This is a genomic window from Desulfacinum hydrothermale DSM 13146 (assembly GCF_900176285.1).
GTDB lineage: Bacteria > Desulfobacterota > Syntrophobacteria > Syntrophobacterales > DSM-9756 > Desulfacinum > Desulfacinum hydrothermale.
On sequence record NZ_FWXF01000003.1, the window covers coordinates 141164 to 157757 of the forward strand.

General features: G+C 58.1%; 17 protein-coding genes, 1 tRNA gene and 1 pseudogene. 6 read left to right on the forward strand and 13 right to left on the reverse strand.

Annotated features, from left to right (window positions below; translation table 11 throughout):
- The 6 genes and pseudogenes from nuoD to B9A12_RS17940 form a co-directional block, all read right to left on the reverse strand.
- Entirely contained in the window at window positions 1-1176 is a 1176-nt protein-coding gene (gene nuoD / locus B9A12_RS04395) for an NADH dehydrogenase (quinone) subunit D (protein ID WP_084056669.1), read from the reverse strand.
- 57 nt (window positions 1177-1233) lie between these two features.
- Window positions 1234-1716 carry an NADH-quinone oxidoreductase subunit C gene (locus tag B9A12_RS04400; RefSeq protein WP_084056670.1) on the reverse strand — a complete coding sequence of 161 codons (483 nt, stop codon included), beginning with the start codon at window positions 1714-1716 and terminating at the stop codon, window positions 1234-1236.
- A complete protein-coding gene (locus tag B9A12_RS04405) occupies window positions 1713-2246 on the reverse strand; it encodes an NADH-quinone oxidoreductase subunit B (RefSeq protein ID WP_084056671.1) in 534 nt (177 codons plus the stop codon). Before B9A12_RS04405 ends, B9A12_RS04400 begins: the two co-directional genes overlap by 4 nt.
- A complete protein-coding gene (locus B9A12_RS04410) occupies window positions 2237-2593 on the reverse strand; it encodes an NADH-quinone oxidoreductase subunit A (RefSeq protein ID WP_084056672.1) in 357 nt (118 codons plus the stop codon). Before B9A12_RS04410 ends, B9A12_RS04405 begins: the two co-directional genes overlap by 10 nt.
- 18 nt (window positions 2594-2611) lie before the next feature.
- Window positions 2612-4459 (reverse strand): NADH-quinone oxidoreductase subunit NuoF, encoded by a 1848-nt coding sequence (gene nuoF, locus B9A12_RS04415; RefSeq protein ID WP_084056673.1) that lies wholly within the window; start codon window positions 4457-4459, stop codon window positions 2612-2614.
- Between the two features lie 293 nt (window positions 4460-4752).
- Window positions 4753-5126: pseudogene (locus tag B9A12_RS17940) on the reverse strand (transposase); the annotation flags it as partial.
- A gap of 259 nt (window positions 5127-5385) precedes the next feature.
- On the opposite strand from B9A12_RS17940, the gene B9A12_RS04420 reads away from it, so the two are divergent.
- Entirely contained in the window at window positions 5386-6054 is a 669-nt protein-coding gene (locus B9A12_RS04420) for a methyl-accepting chemotaxis protein (RefSeq protein WP_425430177.1), read from the forward strand.
- A 754-nt stretch (window positions 6055-6808) separates the two neighbouring features.
- Here the strand turns inward: B9A12_RS04420 and B9A12_RS04430 are convergent.
- From B9A12_RS04430 to B9A12_RS04450, 5 genes are all read right to left on the reverse strand, one after another.
- Window positions 6809-7465: a DUF2490 domain-containing protein gene (locus B9A12_RS04430; RefSeq protein ID WP_084056676.1), complete on the reverse strand. Its 657-nt coding sequence runs from the start codon at window positions 7463-7465 to the stop codon at window positions 6809-6811.
- Between the two features lie 52 nt (window positions 7466-7517).
- Window positions 7518-7700 (reverse strand): hypothetical protein, encoded by a 183-nt coding sequence (locus tag B9A12_RS17270; RefSeq protein ID WP_212636824.1) that lies wholly within the window; start codon window positions 7698-7700, stop codon window positions 7518-7520.
- A gap of 448 nt (window positions 7701-8148) precedes the next feature.
- Window positions 8149-8955 carry a sulfite exporter TauE/SafE family protein gene (locus B9A12_RS04440; protein WP_084056677.1) on the reverse strand — a complete coding sequence of 269 codons (807 nt, stop codon included), beginning with the start codon at window positions 8953-8955 and terminating at the stop codon, window positions 8149-8151.
- 15 nt (window positions 8956-8970) lie between these two features.
- Entirely contained in the window at window positions 8971-9363 is a 393-nt protein-coding gene (locus B9A12_RS04445) for a rhodanese-like domain-containing protein (RefSeq protein WP_084056678.1), read from the reverse strand.
- A 31-nt stretch (window positions 9364-9394) separates the two neighbouring features.
- The gene (locus B9A12_RS04450; RefSeq protein WP_084056679.1) at window positions 9395-10021 is read right to left on the reverse strand and encodes a class I SAM-dependent methyltransferase; all 627 of its coding nucleotides are present in this window, start codon (window positions 10019-10021) and stop codon (window positions 9395-9397) included.
- A 906-nt stretch (window positions 10022-10927) separates the two neighbouring features.
- On the opposite strand from B9A12_RS04450, the gene B9A12_RS04455 reads away from it, so the two are divergent.
- Together B9A12_RS04455 and B9A12_RS04460 are read left to right on the forward strand one after the other, a co-directional pair.
- Window positions 10928-11485 carry an NUDIX domain-containing protein gene (locus tag B9A12_RS04455; RefSeq protein WP_170920339.1) on the forward strand — a complete coding sequence of 186 codons (558 nt, stop codon included), beginning with the start codon at window positions 10928-10930 and terminating at the stop codon, window positions 11483-11485.
- A gap of 12 nt (window positions 11486-11497) precedes the next feature.
- A complete protein-coding gene (locus tag B9A12_RS04460) occupies window positions 11498-11968 on the forward strand; it encodes a GreA/GreB family elongation factor (RefSeq protein WP_084056681.1) in 471 nt (156 codons plus the stop codon).
- 134 nt (window positions 11969-12102) lie between these two features.
- On the opposite strand, the gene B9A12_RS04465 is transcribed toward B9A12_RS04460, so the two are convergent.
- Both B9A12_RS04465 and B9A12_RS04470 read right to left on the reverse strand, forming a co-directional pair.
- Window positions 12103-13560, reverse strand: coding sequence for an RtcB family protein (locus tag B9A12_RS04465; RefSeq protein WP_084056682.1), 1458 nt, complete (start codon window positions 13558-13560; stop codon window positions 12103-12105).
- Between the two features lie 43 nt (window positions 13561-13603).
- Window positions 13604-14050 carry an archease gene (locus tag B9A12_RS04470; protein ID WP_170920340.1) on the reverse strand — a complete coding sequence of 149 codons (447 nt, stop codon included), beginning with the start codon at window positions 14048-14050 and terminating at the stop codon, window positions 13604-13606.
- Between the two features lie 229 nt (window positions 14051-14279).
- Between B9A12_RS04470 and B9A12_RS04475 the strand changes: the two genes are divergently transcribed.
- From B9A12_RS04475 to nusA, 3 genes are all read left to right on the forward strand, one after another.
- Window positions 14280-14355, forward strand: a tRNA-Gly gene (locus B9A12_RS04475).
- Between the two features lie 244 nt (window positions 14356-14599).
- Window positions 14600-15097 carry a ribosome maturation factor RimP gene (locus tag B9A12_RS04480; protein WP_084056684.1) on the forward strand — a complete coding sequence of 166 codons (498 nt, stop codon included), beginning with the start codon at window positions 14600-14602 and terminating at the stop codon, window positions 15095-15097.
- A gap of 81 nt (window positions 15098-15178) precedes the next feature.
- The gene (gene nusA / locus B9A12_RS04485) at window positions 15179-16594 is read left to right on the forward strand and encodes a transcription termination factor NusA (protein WP_084056685.1); all 1416 of its coding nucleotides are present in this window, start codon (window positions 15179-15181) and stop codon (window positions 16592-16594) included.

Consider the following 16594-nt stretch of genomic DNA (forward strand, 5'->3'; position numbering starts at 1 on the left):
CTACCGATCCACATCCGCCAAGACAATGTCAATGGTCCCTATGAGGGCGATCAGGTCGGACAAGAGACGCCCTTCGGCCAGTTTGCTCAACACCTGCAGGTTCACGAAGCTGGGGGTGCGGGCACGCGCCCGGAACGGCTTGGACGTGCCGTCACTCACGATATAGAAGGCAAGCTCTCCCTTGGGCGCCTCCGTATGGTGGAACACCTCTCCTTCGGGGACCCGGATGCCTTCCTCCACCAGCAGAAAGTGCTGGATGAGGGATTCGATCTTGGTGTACACATCCGTCTTCTTGGGATAGGTGACGGTGGGGTCGTCCACCGCAATGTCCCCCTGGGGCAAGCGGTCCAGCGCCTGGAGGATGATCCGGCAGCTCTGGCGCATCTCCTCCATTCGCACCATGTACCGATCGTAGGTGTCCCCGTTTTGTCCCACGGGCACCTGAAAATCGAATTCTTCGTAGCCGCAATAGGGATCGGCCCTGCGCACGTCCCAGGCGATGCCCGATCCCCGGGCCACCGGTCCGCTCAACGCATAATCGAGCACCTCGTCCACGGTGAGCACCCCCACGTCCCGGGTGCGCCGGATCCAGATGGGATTGTGGGTGAGCAGCGTCTCGTAGTCCTTCATCTTTTCCGGAAAGGTGCGACAGAACCGGCGGACTTCCGTGGTCCATCCCTCCGGCAGATCGCGGGCCAGTCCGCCGATGCGAAAGTAGCACGGAAAGAGGCGTCCACCGGCCACGGCCTCAAAAAGGTCCATGAGCTGTTCGCGCTCTCGAAACGCGTAGAAAAGCGGCGTCATGGCACCCAGATCGTGGGCGTGGGTGCCGAGCCAGAAAAGGTGGCTGGCGATCCGGGTCATTTCGGCGATGATCACCCGGATGAGACGTGCCCGGGGCGGCACTTCCACCCCCAGAAGCTTTTCCACGGCCAGGACGAATCCCAGGTTGTTGGCCGATCCCGCCAGGTAGTCGATGCGGTCGGTCAAGGGCAGGCACTGCTGGTAGGTGCGGGCTTCCATGAGCTTTTCGATGCCCCGGTGCAGATAGCCGATGTCGGGCGTGCAACGCACCACCACCTCGCCTTCCAACTCCACCACCACGCGGAGCACGCCGTGGGTGCTGGGGTGCTGGGGTCCCACATTGACAATGAGACGTTCCGGGTGTTGACTCATGGGCCTTTCCACAACGGCTCGATGCCGGGTTGATGGATTCCGAAGACCTATACCGGGTCAGTCCAAATCCCAGTCGGGCCCTTCCGTGGGATAGTCCTTTCTCAGAGGATGTCCCTCCCAGTCGGGCGGCAGAAGGATCCGGCGTAGATCCGGATGTCCTTGGAAGTGGATTCCGAACAGATCGTAAACCTCCCGTTCCAGCCAATCGGCGGCGCTCCACAGGGGGGTGAGCGAAGGCACCGCGGGTGGATCCCCCGCGGCCCACGTCTTCACCCGTAAAAGGGCCGATTGTTCATGACACCACACGTGGTAGACCAGTTGGAATCGGGGCTCCTTGGGCAAGCGATCCACCGCCGTCACATCGCTCAGATACCGAAAGCCCCACCGGTCCCGAAGTGCTTCCATGACCTCCCGCAGTCGATCCCGAGGCACCGCCACCCACCATTGGTCCCGAAAGACCCCCTTTTCCAGGACCCCATGGGAGGACAAGTCCTCCAGAACCTGTTCCATCCACAAGCGGCTCTCTTCCGGTCGGCTCATGAGCGCGCCTCCGCGACCACCTGGACCTCCGCCGGGACGTGCACCGGCCCTTCCTTGCGCGTGAGGAAGGGATCCTTTTGGATCTTTTCGTGGAGCTTGAGAATTCCATAAAGGAGCGCTTCCGGCCGCGGCGGGCACCCGGGAACATACACATCCACGGGAAGATGACGGTCGATGCCCTGAACCACCGCATAGCTTCGAAAGATTCCCCCCGAACAGGCGCACGCCCCCATGGCGATGACCCACTTGGGCTCCGGCATCTGCTCATAGATCCGGATCACGGCCGGAAGCATCTTTTTGGTGACCGTGCCGGCCACAATCATCAGGTCCGCCTGCCGGGGCGACGCCCGGAAGGCCTCCATGCCGAACCGGGCGATATCGAACCGGTTGGCCGCCGTGCAGATCATTTCAATGGCGCAGCACGCCAGGCCAAAGGTGGCGGGCCACACGGAAGACTTGCGGGCCCAGTTGACAAACCGCTCAAGGGTGGACGTGAGCACCTGGCTTTGGATCCGTTCTTCTATTCCCATTCCAAGGCCCCCTTCCGGTAGAGGTAGAGCAGGCCGATGAGGAGCACCGCCGTGAACAGCACCATCTCCACGAAGCCAAACCAGCCCAGATCACGAAAGACCACCGCCCACGGGTAGAGGAAGACCGTTTCGATGTCGAAAATGATGAAGATCATGGCCACCACGTAGAATTTGATGGGAAAATGGATCTCCAGGCTTCCCAGAGGGTCCATGCCGCACTCGTAGGGGAGCATCTTTTCCCGGGTGATCCGGCGCCGGCCCACGCGGGCGGAAAGAAACAGGATGGCCGCCATGACTCCCATGGTCACCCCCAGATAGACAAGCGCCGGAATGTAGACAGCCGTCATGCATCACCTCCGCAATGTTCAGGCGGGGCAGACCCCCAGAGGGCAGGTTTTGTCCACGATGTGAGCCAGATACTCCTCCCTGAGCCGCTCGATGGAGGTCTTCACAAAAAAGATGGGAGACATGGCCAGAGCGCAGTTGGCCGTGGCCGACATGGTCCGTGCCAGATCGATCATGAGATCCAGATCGCCTTCCCGGCCTTCGCCGGTGGCGATGCGCGTGAGCGTGTCGTAGAGAACCCGGGTGCCGCGCCGGCACGGCGTGCAGAACCCGCACGACTCGTGCTGGAAGAAGTGCATGATGTTCCGCACCACATCCACCACGCAGGTCTGTTCGTTCATGACCAGCATGGTGCCCGACCCCAGCGCCCCGCCCTTTTGCTGCATGGACGCATAATCCATGACCGTGTCCAGATGCTCGGCGGTGAAAAAGCCGAAAGACGCTCCGCCCGTCTGGCACATCTTGAAGGGAATGCCGTCCCGCATCCCGCCGCCGTAGCCTTCGATGAGCTCGCGGAGCGTCAGTCCCAAAGGAGCCTCCACGATCTGGGGCTCGTTCACATGGCCGCAGATCTGGTAAAGCTTGACACCCGGCGAATCCTCCGTACCGAAGGAACGGTACCAGGCGGCCCCGTTTCGAAGGATCGCCGGTACGTTGGCCAGCGTCTCCACGTTGTTCACAACCGTGGGGTTTTCCCACAAGCCCTTTACCCCGGGAAACGGGGGCTTGACCCGCGGGTTGCCCCGAAGTCCTTCGATGGACTCGATCAGAGCCGTTTCCTCTCCACACACATAGGCGCCCGCCCCGGCCCGAATCTCGATATCGAAGCTGAAATCCGATCCCAGGATGCGTTGTCCCAGAAAGCCGCGCTCCCGGGCCTGTTCCACCGCCTTTTGCAAGCGATACATGGAAAGGTAGTATTCGCCTCGAACGTAGATAAATCCCTTGTTCGCTCCGATGGCATAACCGGCGATGATCACCCCCTCCACCAACCGGTGTGGGTTTCCCTCCATGATGTACCGATCCTTGAACGTCCCCGGCTCACCCTCGTCGGCATTGCAGATCACATACTTTTCCGGAGCCTTGATGGGCAGGGTGAACGACCACTTGAGTCCGGTGGGAAAGCCGGCTCCTCCCCGTCCGCGCAGTCCGGACTCCTTCACCTCCTCCACCACGTCTTCCGGAGCCATGGAGGTGAGGACTTTTCTCAGCGCCTCATAGCCGCCCAGTTTCAGGTAGTCGTCGATACTTTCGGGATCCACCTCACCCACGCCCTGGAGCAGCACCGCCTTGCGGTGCACGTCCAGGTCCTTTCGCACCCGACCGCCGGATCCGGGAAGCGTTCGAAAATCGACCGGGGAGCCCGCCCGGTAGTCGGCGATCACCTTCTCGATCTTTTCCCGGCTGAGATGGCCGAAGACCACCTGGTTGATTTGCATGGCGGGGGCCACTTCGCACACCCCCAGACACGAGGACCGTTCCAGGGTGAAGAGTCCGTCCGGGGTGGTTTCCCCTTCCCTTACGCCCAGGACCTCCTCCAGGACCTGGATCAGGTTTTCGGCCCCCAGGATGTGGCAGGCCGGCGATGCGCACACCCGAATGATGAACCGTCCCCGGGGTTGAAGGGAAAACATGGTGTAGAAGGTGGCAATGCCGTACAGATAGCTCAAGTGCACATCCAAGGCATCGGCGATCTCGGCCAGCACATTGGCCGGGAGCCAGTTGCCGCAGACGGCCTGGGCTTCCGTGAGAAGAGGTAGAAGCGTTCCCTTCTTGCCGGCGTATGTGTCAATGACCTGGCGAAGACGGGCCGTTTCTTGCGGGCTAAGATCTTTGGTGGGGTTGAGAAAAACCGCCGGTCGCCTCATAGGACACCTGCCTGTGTCTCATTTTCGCCGGAACCAATCTCACACGAGCACGCGCCGCCGCGGGAGCGAGAAGGAGCAAACGGTGGCACCATCATGCCTCGTGGGGCGTCCCGCGTCAAGAAATTTTTCACAAAGTCCTGGACTGACTGTGCTTTTTGCTCCCCCGTCTGCCCAAGCGGCGGGCGATTAAAAAAAATTCCAACTCCTTCCGGGCCCGTGCCGATACATAGATCCAAAAGGGCCAGGGGCCGTGGGCGGGACCATTGCCCCGTCCTCGACGGCGCTCTCCATCATTTGTTCAGGGATTGCTCATCACGGATAATGTGCGCGTAATCATCGCGTTGCAACACAGTGCCCCCCGATGTGCCCTGCAGGCCGTTAATGCGCCGGGTAACGGCGGATTTGAACGCACGGATGATTGTGGGGATGGAACCGGGCACCGGTTTGCCGAATTGTTCCACGGTAGGGGCACGGCGCCGCCGTGCCCCTACATCATCCACAATCCAAATGATGCCATGGGGTTGGGCATCACCACGAACTCGTCTTCGTACAACACCACATATGGCCGTACCTGGGCGGTTTGGAACCATTTCGCGCAGACGATTTTCCCATAGGCGTTCAGTCGCATTTCGCCATCCACGATGTGGCCGAACAAACACGCCCTGTCCCTGGGACTCATCGCCGGGCTGATCGGCTATTTTGTCAGCATCCACATCACTGCTCCCCTCACCCGGGTGATCGACGGCTTGAACAAAGGGGCGGAGCAGGTGGCCGCCGCCTCCCATGAAGTCTCTTCCGCCAGCCAGTCCCTGGCCGAAGGAGCATCCCAACAGGCGGCGTCCCTGGAAGAAACATCGTCGGCCTTGGAACAACTGGCCTCCATGACCCGTCAAAACGCGGAAAATGCGAAGGAGGCCAAGGATTTGATGGACAGCGCGTCGGCGATCGTTCGCAAGGCCGACCTGTCCATGGACGAGCTGATCGTCAAGATGGGCCGCGCTACAAGCAGCAGTGAAGAGACCCAAAAGATCGTCAAAACCATTGAGGAGATCGCCTTCCAGACCAACCTTCTGGCCCTCAACGCCGCCGTGGAAGCCGCCCGCGCAGGCGAGGCGGGAGCGGGCTTTGCCGTGGTGGCCGACGAGGTTCGCAACCTGGCCCTGCGCGCGGCCGATGCGGCCAAGGAAACGGGAGACCTCCTGCACAAGACCCTGGACCAGATCAATGACAGCTCCGATCAGTTGCAGGAGACCAACGCCCTGTTTGCCCAGCTGACCCAAAACACCGCCAAGATCACTCAGCTGGTCAAAGAAATCGCCCAAGCCTCTGGGGAACAAGCCGAAGGCATCGCCCAGATCAACCGGGCGGTGGCCGAAATGGACCGCGCCGTTCAGACGACGGCGCCCAATTCGGAGGAATCCGCCTCCGCTGCGGAAGAATTGAGTGCCCAGGCCGACCAGATGCGGGCCTTGGTCTTTGGACTCCTGGAGTTGGTGAGAAGTCGCAAGGCCGCTGAAAAGCTCCTGGTCGGAACAAAAAGAGCGAGGGGATACGGGCCCGGACGGCCCCTCTCCGGAGGAGCTTTCCGCGCCTGAAGGGACGGAGCCCGAGCCCCTGCCTCTCCTCTCCCGGACAACCAGCTGGCCGCCCCGGAAGGGCTCAGAAAGCGGCCCGCCCAGTTTCGGAAGATGATGCGAGCGATCCCAAGGACTGAGACACGTACGTTCACGGCCCGGGAGGCGCGCTGAGCAGCCTCCTGGGCGCCAAGGTCTTTCTCACTGAGCGTTTCCCCGCGCAGCCCTCGCATTCCAAACGCCGCAGCACCAGCGTAGCTGTCCCTTGAGTGTTTTCGGCGAAGCGCTGGGCGCCAAGGCACCGGCCCAACCCCTTTCTGCCGCATCGAATCTATCTTGCGTTCGCTCACGCACAAACAGACGCAGCATACCTCCTACCGCGCAGACCATGGAAGACCAGGCGGAGGCAAGAGAGGAAGCCAAAGTCAGGAGCACCTTCGAGAGCAGCCAGCTCGCTGTGAGAAAGTCCCGGACAGCAGGGCCTCCCCCGTGGAGGATTTCCTGGACGCGCTGGATCCGGGTACCAACCTGACGAATCCCTCGGGCAAGGACCTCATCGCGGCCAAAAACAAACACCACAACGGCCAACTCAAGAACATAAACATACAGGAATTCTTCAGTTCCCTCATGAAGGCCGCCGCCCCAGGAACCAGCCAAGAAGGCCCAGCAGGAAACGGTTGAAACGCGTAAGAAAGAAGGAAAGGTAGTTGTTTAACGTCCGGCGTAACCCTCGTTTCACGCCGTTGTTCTGCAAATCATGTTGATCTCGGCCTGTTCAGAAATCGTACTTGAGGACCGTCAGAAGGTGGATATCCCCCGTTCCCCACCGTCCGCCATGTTTTGAATGGCGGCACCGGAGATCTACGTCCAAGGCCAGTCGGTTCCCGAGGCGGATGCCGGCACCGACTCCGGCCTCGTTTCCGTCAAGCTCGTCTTTGTCTCCAAACTCGTAAAACACCTCTTCATACAAGAAGGGCGTCACTCTCGCGACTTTTGGGAACTTGACTTTGGCACGGGCCCGGTAGCGCCAGTATGCGTCCTTGTGCTCCTTCATGCGATATTCAAAACGGTTTCTGACCGCGATCTTGAATGGTCCGGCCTTGTCGTCCAGTTCCAATGAGATCCGCGGTCGTGATTCATTGGAGTTGCCATCTTTTCCTTTGGTCACATACTTGAACTGCGGCTCAACTGTGACATGAGCCATCGGTTTCCACCACAGGCCGCCAACAAGAGAAATCTCGCCTGCCTGTTGTGCGTCGCTCGTGATTTTCGGCTCCAGTGAGCCCGTCCACCGCAAGTTGGAAGCAATTGGCCCGGACAAGGCAAACTTCGGTCGGTACACGAAATCACCGCCAGCAAAAGCACCCGTGCCGACACTCAGCCACACGACTAAAATCACAATTGCAGTCAGGCCTCTCGTTGTGCGGCGCATCGATCAACATCCGTCTTGAGCTTCTTTAATAACGTTTGGAGGACGCATAGGCCTAGATCCTCTCTTTTGCAGAACGGATTGTCGCCCAGCCGCCGGCAAAGCCGCTCGGCTGAAGCGGTTTGTTAACCCGCCCTCCGTCACGTTGCAGTAGCTCGTCGACGGTGATGCCCATGTCCCAAGCAATCTTGAGAAGCAACGTTTGTGAAATGGCACGACCCGCGCTGAAAGGAACCATGGTGGCGCGTCCATCAGGGCGCCGGTACGAACGAGGGATCCCGCGCTGTCGAACCTCCCGAAAGCCGAGGCAGACCAACAGGGTTGCCACCTCGCAGGGCTTCAGGACCGCAAAGGAAAACCATCGGTCACGCGACCTGGACAATCTGAAGGGCGACAAACTCGAACTGAAGCTTCAGATCATCGTCTTCGAGAAGCATCTCGATGACCTCTTCTTTTCAAGCTCATCGAAAATGGCTCCCTGGCGGTGGGCCCAAGGCCGGCCCGGAACCGAAGAACCGACCTAAACCCCCGTGCCGGGATCCCGTCCGCCGATCACATTGTACGTACGCATGTCCTTGGCTCCTGCACTGTTCGCAGCTCCGCTTGTCGGGCTAGCGTTTGAACTCACTGGTTTTTACGGAACACAGCGGAGTATAAATTCAGTGCAGTGATTGGTTATGCCCACTTTATATCATACCCTTTGTATGAAGTGCGTTAAAAATCATAAAGAGAGCGGCAATCCAGTTTGTATAAGCAAAGAGTCTTTTTAAGTTTTTTGGTTTTGACTTCAAAGCAAATTTCCCACCTATTATTCCTCCCACTATTGTAACACAGGCTAGTGGGACAGCCCATAACGGATTAAAATCGCCTTGGACGGCATGTCCGGCAAATCCCATGAAAGCCGTCGTTGCAATTAACGCAGATGCTGTTCCGACCGCTGTATGCATTGGTACTCCACAAGCCAAAACCATTAGCGGAACCAGAAAAGACCCTCCTGAAACTCCGACCATTCCAGCAGCAAAACCTGTTAAAACAGTGATCGGCAAAGCAAACCATAAATTTACATGATAAATTTCATCACCAGATTTGATCTTTATAATTCCCAATTGCTTCTTATTGGACGTCTTTGTTTTCTCTGTGACAGGAATCAGCATTACTATCCCGGCTATGAAAAGCATAATAGCAAATATAATCTTCAATGCAAAACCGCTGAACAAGTGTGAAAAATATCCTCCTGCGAGCGCCGACAGGGCGGTGGATGTTCCGATCAGAACAGCCAATAACCATGATACTGACTTGTTTTTTTGGAAAACAATCATTGCCGCAACAGAAGCCGAAAAAAGAATAAACTGACCGGTTGTCGCGGCCTCGTGCATTGGGATATTGGCAATGGCTAAAATCACAACATAGAAGTTCCCTCCGCCTTTACCGACCATTGTCATAGCAACAGCAACAATTAAAATGAGAGAACTTACTATGATAAGATGTCCCATCTAGACAACCTCTTTTCACTTTTTGCTTTTAATGGCCTTGAGAACCTTCCCCGGCTTCAGAGCTTCGGTCAAAGCAGAATATCCACCTTCAATAATTCGGACTTCCGGGAATCCTTCTGACAGTAAATAGGCATAGACAATAGAAGATCTCACTTGTGCAGGGCAAAATACACCTATCAGTTTAGTTTTTGGAATTTCAGCAATTCTGTCAGGAATTTCGTTAATCGGTATGTTTAGTGATGTCACATTAGAGTGATGTCCCAATTTTATAGAGATGGAATCCGATTCTTCTCTTGACCGAACATCCAATAGAACAACTTCCTCCATATCGAAGAATTTCTCCGGTGTTATTTTATGTTTTCCACTTCCAAAATAATCTAGCGTAAAACCCTTAAGCACTTTTTCCATTTCAATCTCCTTTCACCTAGGCATAACATCGCTAATCAGCAGCGCGGTTTTTTGCGTCGGCTGCACTCGCCTTGTTATGTGGTTCAATGGTCTTTTCCCCGATTAACAAGAAATGTTTTGGTAATTCACCAAAAATGTTCACACGGTTAAATCCGGAGTTCATTAATTCTTCCTTGACTTGACCCGGCAAACATCTGATCTCCGTTGGAGGCCCCTCTGGCATATCTTCCTTTTTCCAATCAACAATGAAAATCTTCCCACCAGGTTTCAATATTCTATAGGATTCCTCAAGTGTCAGAGTTGAATTATCTAATTCATGATGGAGGTTGATCATATACACCAAGTCTGCCATTGCATCATCAAGTGGAATGGAATGCTCTTCAGTTTTTACCGGAATTATATTGGGGAACCTTGGAACAACATTTTCCTTTACCCAGTTGATCATTACTTCTGACACATCACAGGCATAGATTTTCGAAGCTTTGGCGTGCTTAAGAAAAGCAATAGCAAAAAATGCTGTTCCAGCACCTATTTCTACAAGTACATCTGCTTTTGTTATGTTCAACCTCTCCCAAACATAACCTGGAGGTATATCTTCCAATCTCCTAGGATCATTCAATTTCTGTAATTTTTTAGGATCAAACTTCTTTTCGTTCATTTTAAGTATCCACTAAATTCAGCACATAACAGCCTATTCCGCACAATCGCCATTTACCTGAAACGATTCATGGATAGCTCAACTAGCATACTATTGTTCCACAAGTCAAGGCTGAATCAGTGAAATGTGATGGGGTGGATCGCCCAACATGGATTCGAAACCCATTTGGGGGGTCACCGACGCCCTGATTCAGCCACTTTTTTGGGGCATCGCCTTTTCAAGCGCTGAAACGCCCTCATGACGATGCCATCTCAGACATTTTTGGACACACCGCACCCCCTTATGGCCAAAGGAGCTTGCAAGCCTTTGCGGAGGCGATTTCTACGCTGGGCAAAATTTGAGATAAACACTTCGAAAAGCCTCAAAAGCGGGACAATGCCGACCCAACTGCAGCTTCAGCCGACGGCCGCTTCGGATCACGCGCCCTGCCCGACAGATCAACTCCGGAATCCCGGTCTTTATGCGACGCCGCTTGGCCCGATTCGAGCGGGCGAAAAAGGGGCAACACCCTCGGCCTTTCCCGCGGGCCTGGACCCGTGGGCGGGATGACCGTTCAACCGGCGCGAAGCAGCGCGCAAGGCCAACGGCCAGAGGTCTGGTCCGTCCCTGGAGCGAGGGCGCAGACTGCCTCCCGCCTGCCAGGATGGGTTTTTCGTTTCAGGGCCTTGCCGGAATCCCACGCACATTGTGCCGAGGCTGTTCCGGTCAAGGGCATGGACACGCCACGGGGGGCGGGCCGTCTCCCCATGCCCGAGGCCAGACGATCCCGCCGAGACGCTTCCTTTTAGCCCCCTTCAGGACGATCTCCAAAGCAACCCTCCCCCGGTCTTCTGGATCGACCTTGATTCGAAAGCGAAAAGGATGTTTTACTGGATCCGACCACAACCCACTTTCCTTGGAGCGACCATGGAAGAACGCATTCGGACCCTGGGCAGCATCCATGCCCACCATTTCAGTGCCCATCTGGACGCCGTTCGGTTGAGAACCGGGCGCATCACGGAACGCATTCGGATGGATCACCCGCAGGCGGCCGCGGTGCTTCCCTTTGTGGACGACGGTCGGCACGTGCTCATGGTGCGCCAGTGGCGCTACGCCATCCAACGCGAAACCCTGGAGATTCCCGCGGGAAAGGTGGATCCCGGCGAATCCGTGGAAGTCTGCGCGAAACGGGAACTCATGGAGGAAACGGGCTATGAGGCCCAGCGGTTCCTCCCCCTGTTCCGCTACCATCCGGCCATCGGCTATTCCAACGAGGAGATCGTCATCTATGCGGCATCGGGACTGGACAAAACGGCCCGGCGCCACGATACGGACGAGATCTCACGGGTGGAGATCCTACCGTGGGACGATGTGTGGCATAGGGTCCATGGGGGAACCATCACGGACGGGAAGACCGTGATCGCCCTGAGCCTATTCAAGAGTCTGCTGGACCGGGGGGCGGTGCCCCAGGACTTCTTCACCTGAGAGAGCCGGACCATGGACAAGGTACCCATCACCCGAAACGGATACCGGCACCTGGCCCAGAAGCTCATGCACCTGCGTCGCGTGGTCAGGCCCCAGGTGCTGGAAGAACTCCAAGAGGCCAGGCTGTATGGGGTCAAGGCGGACAACCAGCAATATCTTCTGGCCCGGGAAAACCATTCGGTCCTGGTTCGAAAGATCCATGATCTGGAAACCCAATTGGCCCGGTGTGAGATCTTTGTGGGTCGGAAATTTCTTTCCAAGGTAGTGGGTTTCGGCACCTGGACAGTGGTCCGAAACGTGGACACGGGAGAAACCCATCGCTTTCAAATGGTGGGCCCGTTCGAATCCGATGTGGCCAACGGCCGGCTCTCCATCCATTCCCCGGTGGGCCGATCCCTCATGGGACGAACGGAGGGCGATGAAGTGACCGTTTTCACGCCGGCGGGAGAACGCAACTACCAGATCCTGGAGATTCAACCCTGACGGCGTCATCGCGCCTGAGGAGCTGTCGGGGAAAGCCCGATGAACTTGCTTGGAACCCTGTTCCCCTGGGGCCCACAGGACAAAAGGGGCGGCTCCCAGACCGCCCCATTGCCACGGGCCCACCGCTGATTTCTTCACCCTTTCATAACACCCAGGGGTCTCAGCCGAGCCACCGGCCGGCTGATGCCGGCTCCGTGCACCACGGCCACCACATCGCTCACGTCCTTGTAGGCTTCGGGCATCTCTTCTCTCAAGGTCGCCTTGCCGGCCGCCATCACAAACACCCCTCTTTGTTCCATCTCCTGGGCAATGCTCCGGCCTTTGGAAGACTTGATGGCCTGGTGGCGGCTGAGCACCCGGCCGGCCCCATGGCAAGTACTTCCGAAGGTTTCCGCCATCGCCCGATCGGTTCCCACCAGCACATAGCTGTAACGGCCCATGTCCCCCGGGATGAGCACGGGCTGGCCCACGGCCCTGTAGGTGGCGGGCACTTGGGGATGGCCCGCCGCAAAGGCCCGGGTGGCTCCCTTGCGGTGAACGCACAACTTGCGCAGGCGCCCTTCCACGTGGTGCTCTTCGATCTTGGCCATGTTGTGGCACACGTCATAGAGCAGTCGAAGTCCCAGCCGGTCCGCCGAGGCACCGAAGAACTGCTCAAAGGTCTCGCGCACCCAATGGGTGATCATCTGGCGGTTGGCGAAGGCGAAATTGGCCGCCGCTCCCATGGCGCCCAGATAGTCCCGCCCCTCCCGGGATTCCACCGGTGCGCAGCACAGCTGCTTGTCGGGCAGGGAAATGCCGTACTTGGAGGCGCTCTTGAGCAGCAGTCGAATGTAATCATCACAGACCTGGTGGCCCAAACCCCGGGATCCGGTGTGCACAAAGACGGTGATCTGGCCCAGGTGGAGTCCGAAGACCCGAGCCACCTGGGGATCCAACACCTCTTCCACCACTCCCACTTCCACGAAATGATTTCCCGAGCCCAAGGTGCCCAGTTGAGAGCGGCCCCGTTCCCGGGCCCTGGGGGACACTTTGGACGGATCGGCCCAGGGGATGGATCCCCCTTCTTCGATCTTTTCCAGATCGGAAGGGTCTCCAAAGCCCTTGGACACCGCCCAGGCGGCCCCTTGGAGCAGCACGCGATCCAGTTCGGCGTCTTTGAGTTTCATATCCTTGCGGGAGGAACCCACGCCGGAAGGGATATTTCGAAAAAGGGCGCAAACCAGGTCCTTGATCCTTTCGCCTCCCACCTCGTCCAATGTGAGCTGAGTGGTCATAAGCCGGACACCGCAGTTGATGTCATAGCCCACTCCTCCGGGGGAAACCACGCCCTCCTCCACGCTGAAGGCCGCCACCCCGCCGATGGGAAAGCCGTAACCCCAGTGGATGTCCGGCATGGCCATGGACGAGCCCACGATCCCGGGAAGACAGGCCACGTTGCTCACCTGCTCCAAAGCCTGTTCTTCCCGGATCGAGGCCATCATCCTTTCCGTGGCATAGACCAAACCGTCCGTCTTCATGTTCCCCTGGCGCGGAATCTTCCAACGCCACGGGTCCAATCGCTCCACATTCCATCCCTTCTTGGCCGCCATGTTGCCTCCTCCCAACTTATAAGCCCGTTCCCGGACCGAAGGTTCACACATCGAAGATCACCTGAGCGTGCCACCCGTGCGCGTCTTGTTCCACTTTCAGTTGATGGTAGGTAACCGCCTTGTAGAGCAATTGTAACTCGTGACGATCAAAATCCAGGCGTTCGCCGCCGATTTGTCCGCGAAGCCGCCAGGTCTTCCCCTCTTCCAGATGGACGTGAACGGACCTCCCTAAAAAGGCCTCGGTTTCGAACAAGAAGAGGAGCTCGGAAAGCCATGCCACCAGCAGTTCGTCCAGAGCCGCCGCCTCCAGTGCCACACCCTTGCGCTCCCGGTCTTCCACTCGGGTGCGATCCACCATGAGTTCATAGAAGGCGTGCGCCGCCACCTGGAAGAGCTCCTCAAGGCTGCGGGCCCGAAGCCTCAGTCCCACATCCGCCGTATGGTCCAACAGCTCGTAACCGGCCGATACCCGTGGATGCCTTCTATCCAAGACCGCCTCCTTCCTCCCGATGCCTTTTTTGACTCACGGCGTTCCGGCACAAGCTCCCAGCCGTCCCCAGGTGATGCGGGCCACGCGTCATGGGCGGACCGTGACCCGCACCCAAGAATCCCTATCAACTGGAGGGGAAAAAGAGAAGCGGATATGGTCCCAAGGCCGAGCAATTATCCCTTGACTTCATGCGGCCTCATCATTACACTTCGCATGCTGTGGCGGATGGGCGGGCATAGCTCAGTTGGTAGAGCACGAGCTTCCCAAGCTTGGGGTCGCGGGTTCGAGTCCCGTTGCCCGCTCCAGCAGCCCACAAGGCGCTCACCCTTCCAGAAGCGGAAGGCTTCCCTTATTGAGGTTGGCGTTGGGCCCGGCAAGCAGGGCACGCGCTGACTTCGATTGGTGGATGACGATGTTCAACTCGGTCTTTTGCGAACGCAGTTGGGTTTTGCACTAAAGCCGGATCTCCACTGATCATTCGTCTGCTACTGGAAGTGGGCAAGTTGCCCACTTTTTTTTTGTAGCAGATCCGGCGATGGGAAAGCATGGATGACGGGCACAAAAAAAGCGGAGGACAGATCCCGGCAGGTTGTTGAGCGCCTTTGGTCCCTGGCCACGCCGGTGATTCGGGCCGAAGGAATGGACCTGATCGAGGTGGAATACCGGCGCGAGAGTCACGGCTGGGTGCTGCGGCTTTTCGTGGACCGGGAGGAAGGGATCACCGTGGAAGATTGCGCCCTGGTGAGCCGGGTGGTGAGCGATCTTCTGGATGTGGAAGATCCCATTTCCGGCCCCTATCACCTGGAGGTCTCTTCGCCCGGGCTGGACCGCCCTTTGCGAAAGTGGGAGCACTTTCGGGATCACACGGGTCAAGTCGTTTCCGTACGAACCCGCGAGGCACTGGAAGGGCGACGAAACTTCAAAGGAACGCTCCGGAATGCCTGCCCCGAGACGATTCAGGTGGAATGCGATGGGACCGTTCATGAGATTGCCATAGACAACATAGAAAGGGCCCGGCTGCGCTACTTCGATTCGCAGAGACTTTGAAGGCCACGCGAACCATCGCACCCACTCACGGGGTCGGCACCGGGCGTGCGAAGAAAGGACCTTTCGGGGAGATAACAGATTATGGACAGGGAACCTCTCAAGCGGTTGGTCGACCAGGTAAGTCGCGAAAAGGGAATCGACCGCACCGTTCTGATCGAAGCCTTGGAGGAAGCCGTCAAATCGGCCGTCAAGAAGCGCTATGGGTCCAAGATCGACGTTGAAGTGAGCTTCAACGAAGAGTTCGGGGAAATGGAGGCCTTTCTTTTCAAGGAAGTGGTGGAAACGGTCACCGACCCGGACAAGGAGATCTCCCTGGCGGAGGCTCAAGCGCTGGATCCCGAAAGCGAACTGGGCGACGAGCTGGGCATCCGCATGGACACGGACACCCTGGGGCGCATCGCGGCCCAGTCCGCCAAGCAGGTCATCATTCAGAAGATGAAAGATGCCGAACGGGAGGCCACCTACGAAGAATACAAGGACCGCCGGCGGGAGATCATCACCGGCATCGTGCAGCGGGTGGATCGCTCCGGGATCATCGTCAATTTGGGCCGTGCCGAAGCCATCCTGCCCGTCAAGGAACAGATCCCCCGCGAGATCTACCGCCAGGGAGACCGAATCCGGGCGTACATCCTCGATGTCAAAAAGATCACCAAGGGCCCCCAGATCATTCTGAGCCGGACCCATCCGGATTTTCTCATCCAGCTCTTCCGCATGGAAGTGCCGGAAGTGGCGGACGGGACGGTGAGCATTCTGGCGGCGGCTCGGGAACCAGGCTCCCGCGCCAAGATCGCCGTCGTCTCCCGCGACCCGAACGTGGACCCGGTGGGAGCCTGCGTGGGTATGAAGGGATCTCGGGTCCAGGCGGTGGTCCAGGAGCTGCGCGGTGAAAGGATCGACATCGTGCCCTGGAACATGGATCCCGCCAAGTTCGTGGTGAACGCGCTGGCGCCGGCCATCATCACCAAGGTGATCATCGATCAGACAAACAAGAGCATGGAAGTGGTGGTGCCGGATGATCAGCTGTCCCTGGCCATTGGACGGCGCGGCCAGAACGTGCGGCTCGCTTCCCGGATCACCGGCTGGCACATCGACGTGAAGAGCGAAGCGCGCTACGAGAGACAAAAGCAGGCAGGCTACCAGTCGCTCCTTCACGTTGACGATCTGAGCGAAGAGATGGCCGATCGGCTCTACGAGGCGGGCATCACCTCCTTGGAAGAGTTTTGCGAAGCGGACTTGGAAGAGCTCCAGTCCATCATCGACCTTTCCGAGGCGGCTCTGGCGGCCATGCAGACCCAGGCCAGGGAGCTTCTGGAGTACGGATTCCACGACCAAGACGAGTGGGACGACGAGATGGAAGCCCCCGTGGAGGAAGAGGAGACGGTGGAGGAATCCGCCGAGCCGGCGGAGGCTCCTCCCATGGAAGAGGAAGCCATGGACGACCCGGGCGATGAGATTCCCGAGGAGTCCCAAACCTCGCAGGACGGGAGCCGCGACTGA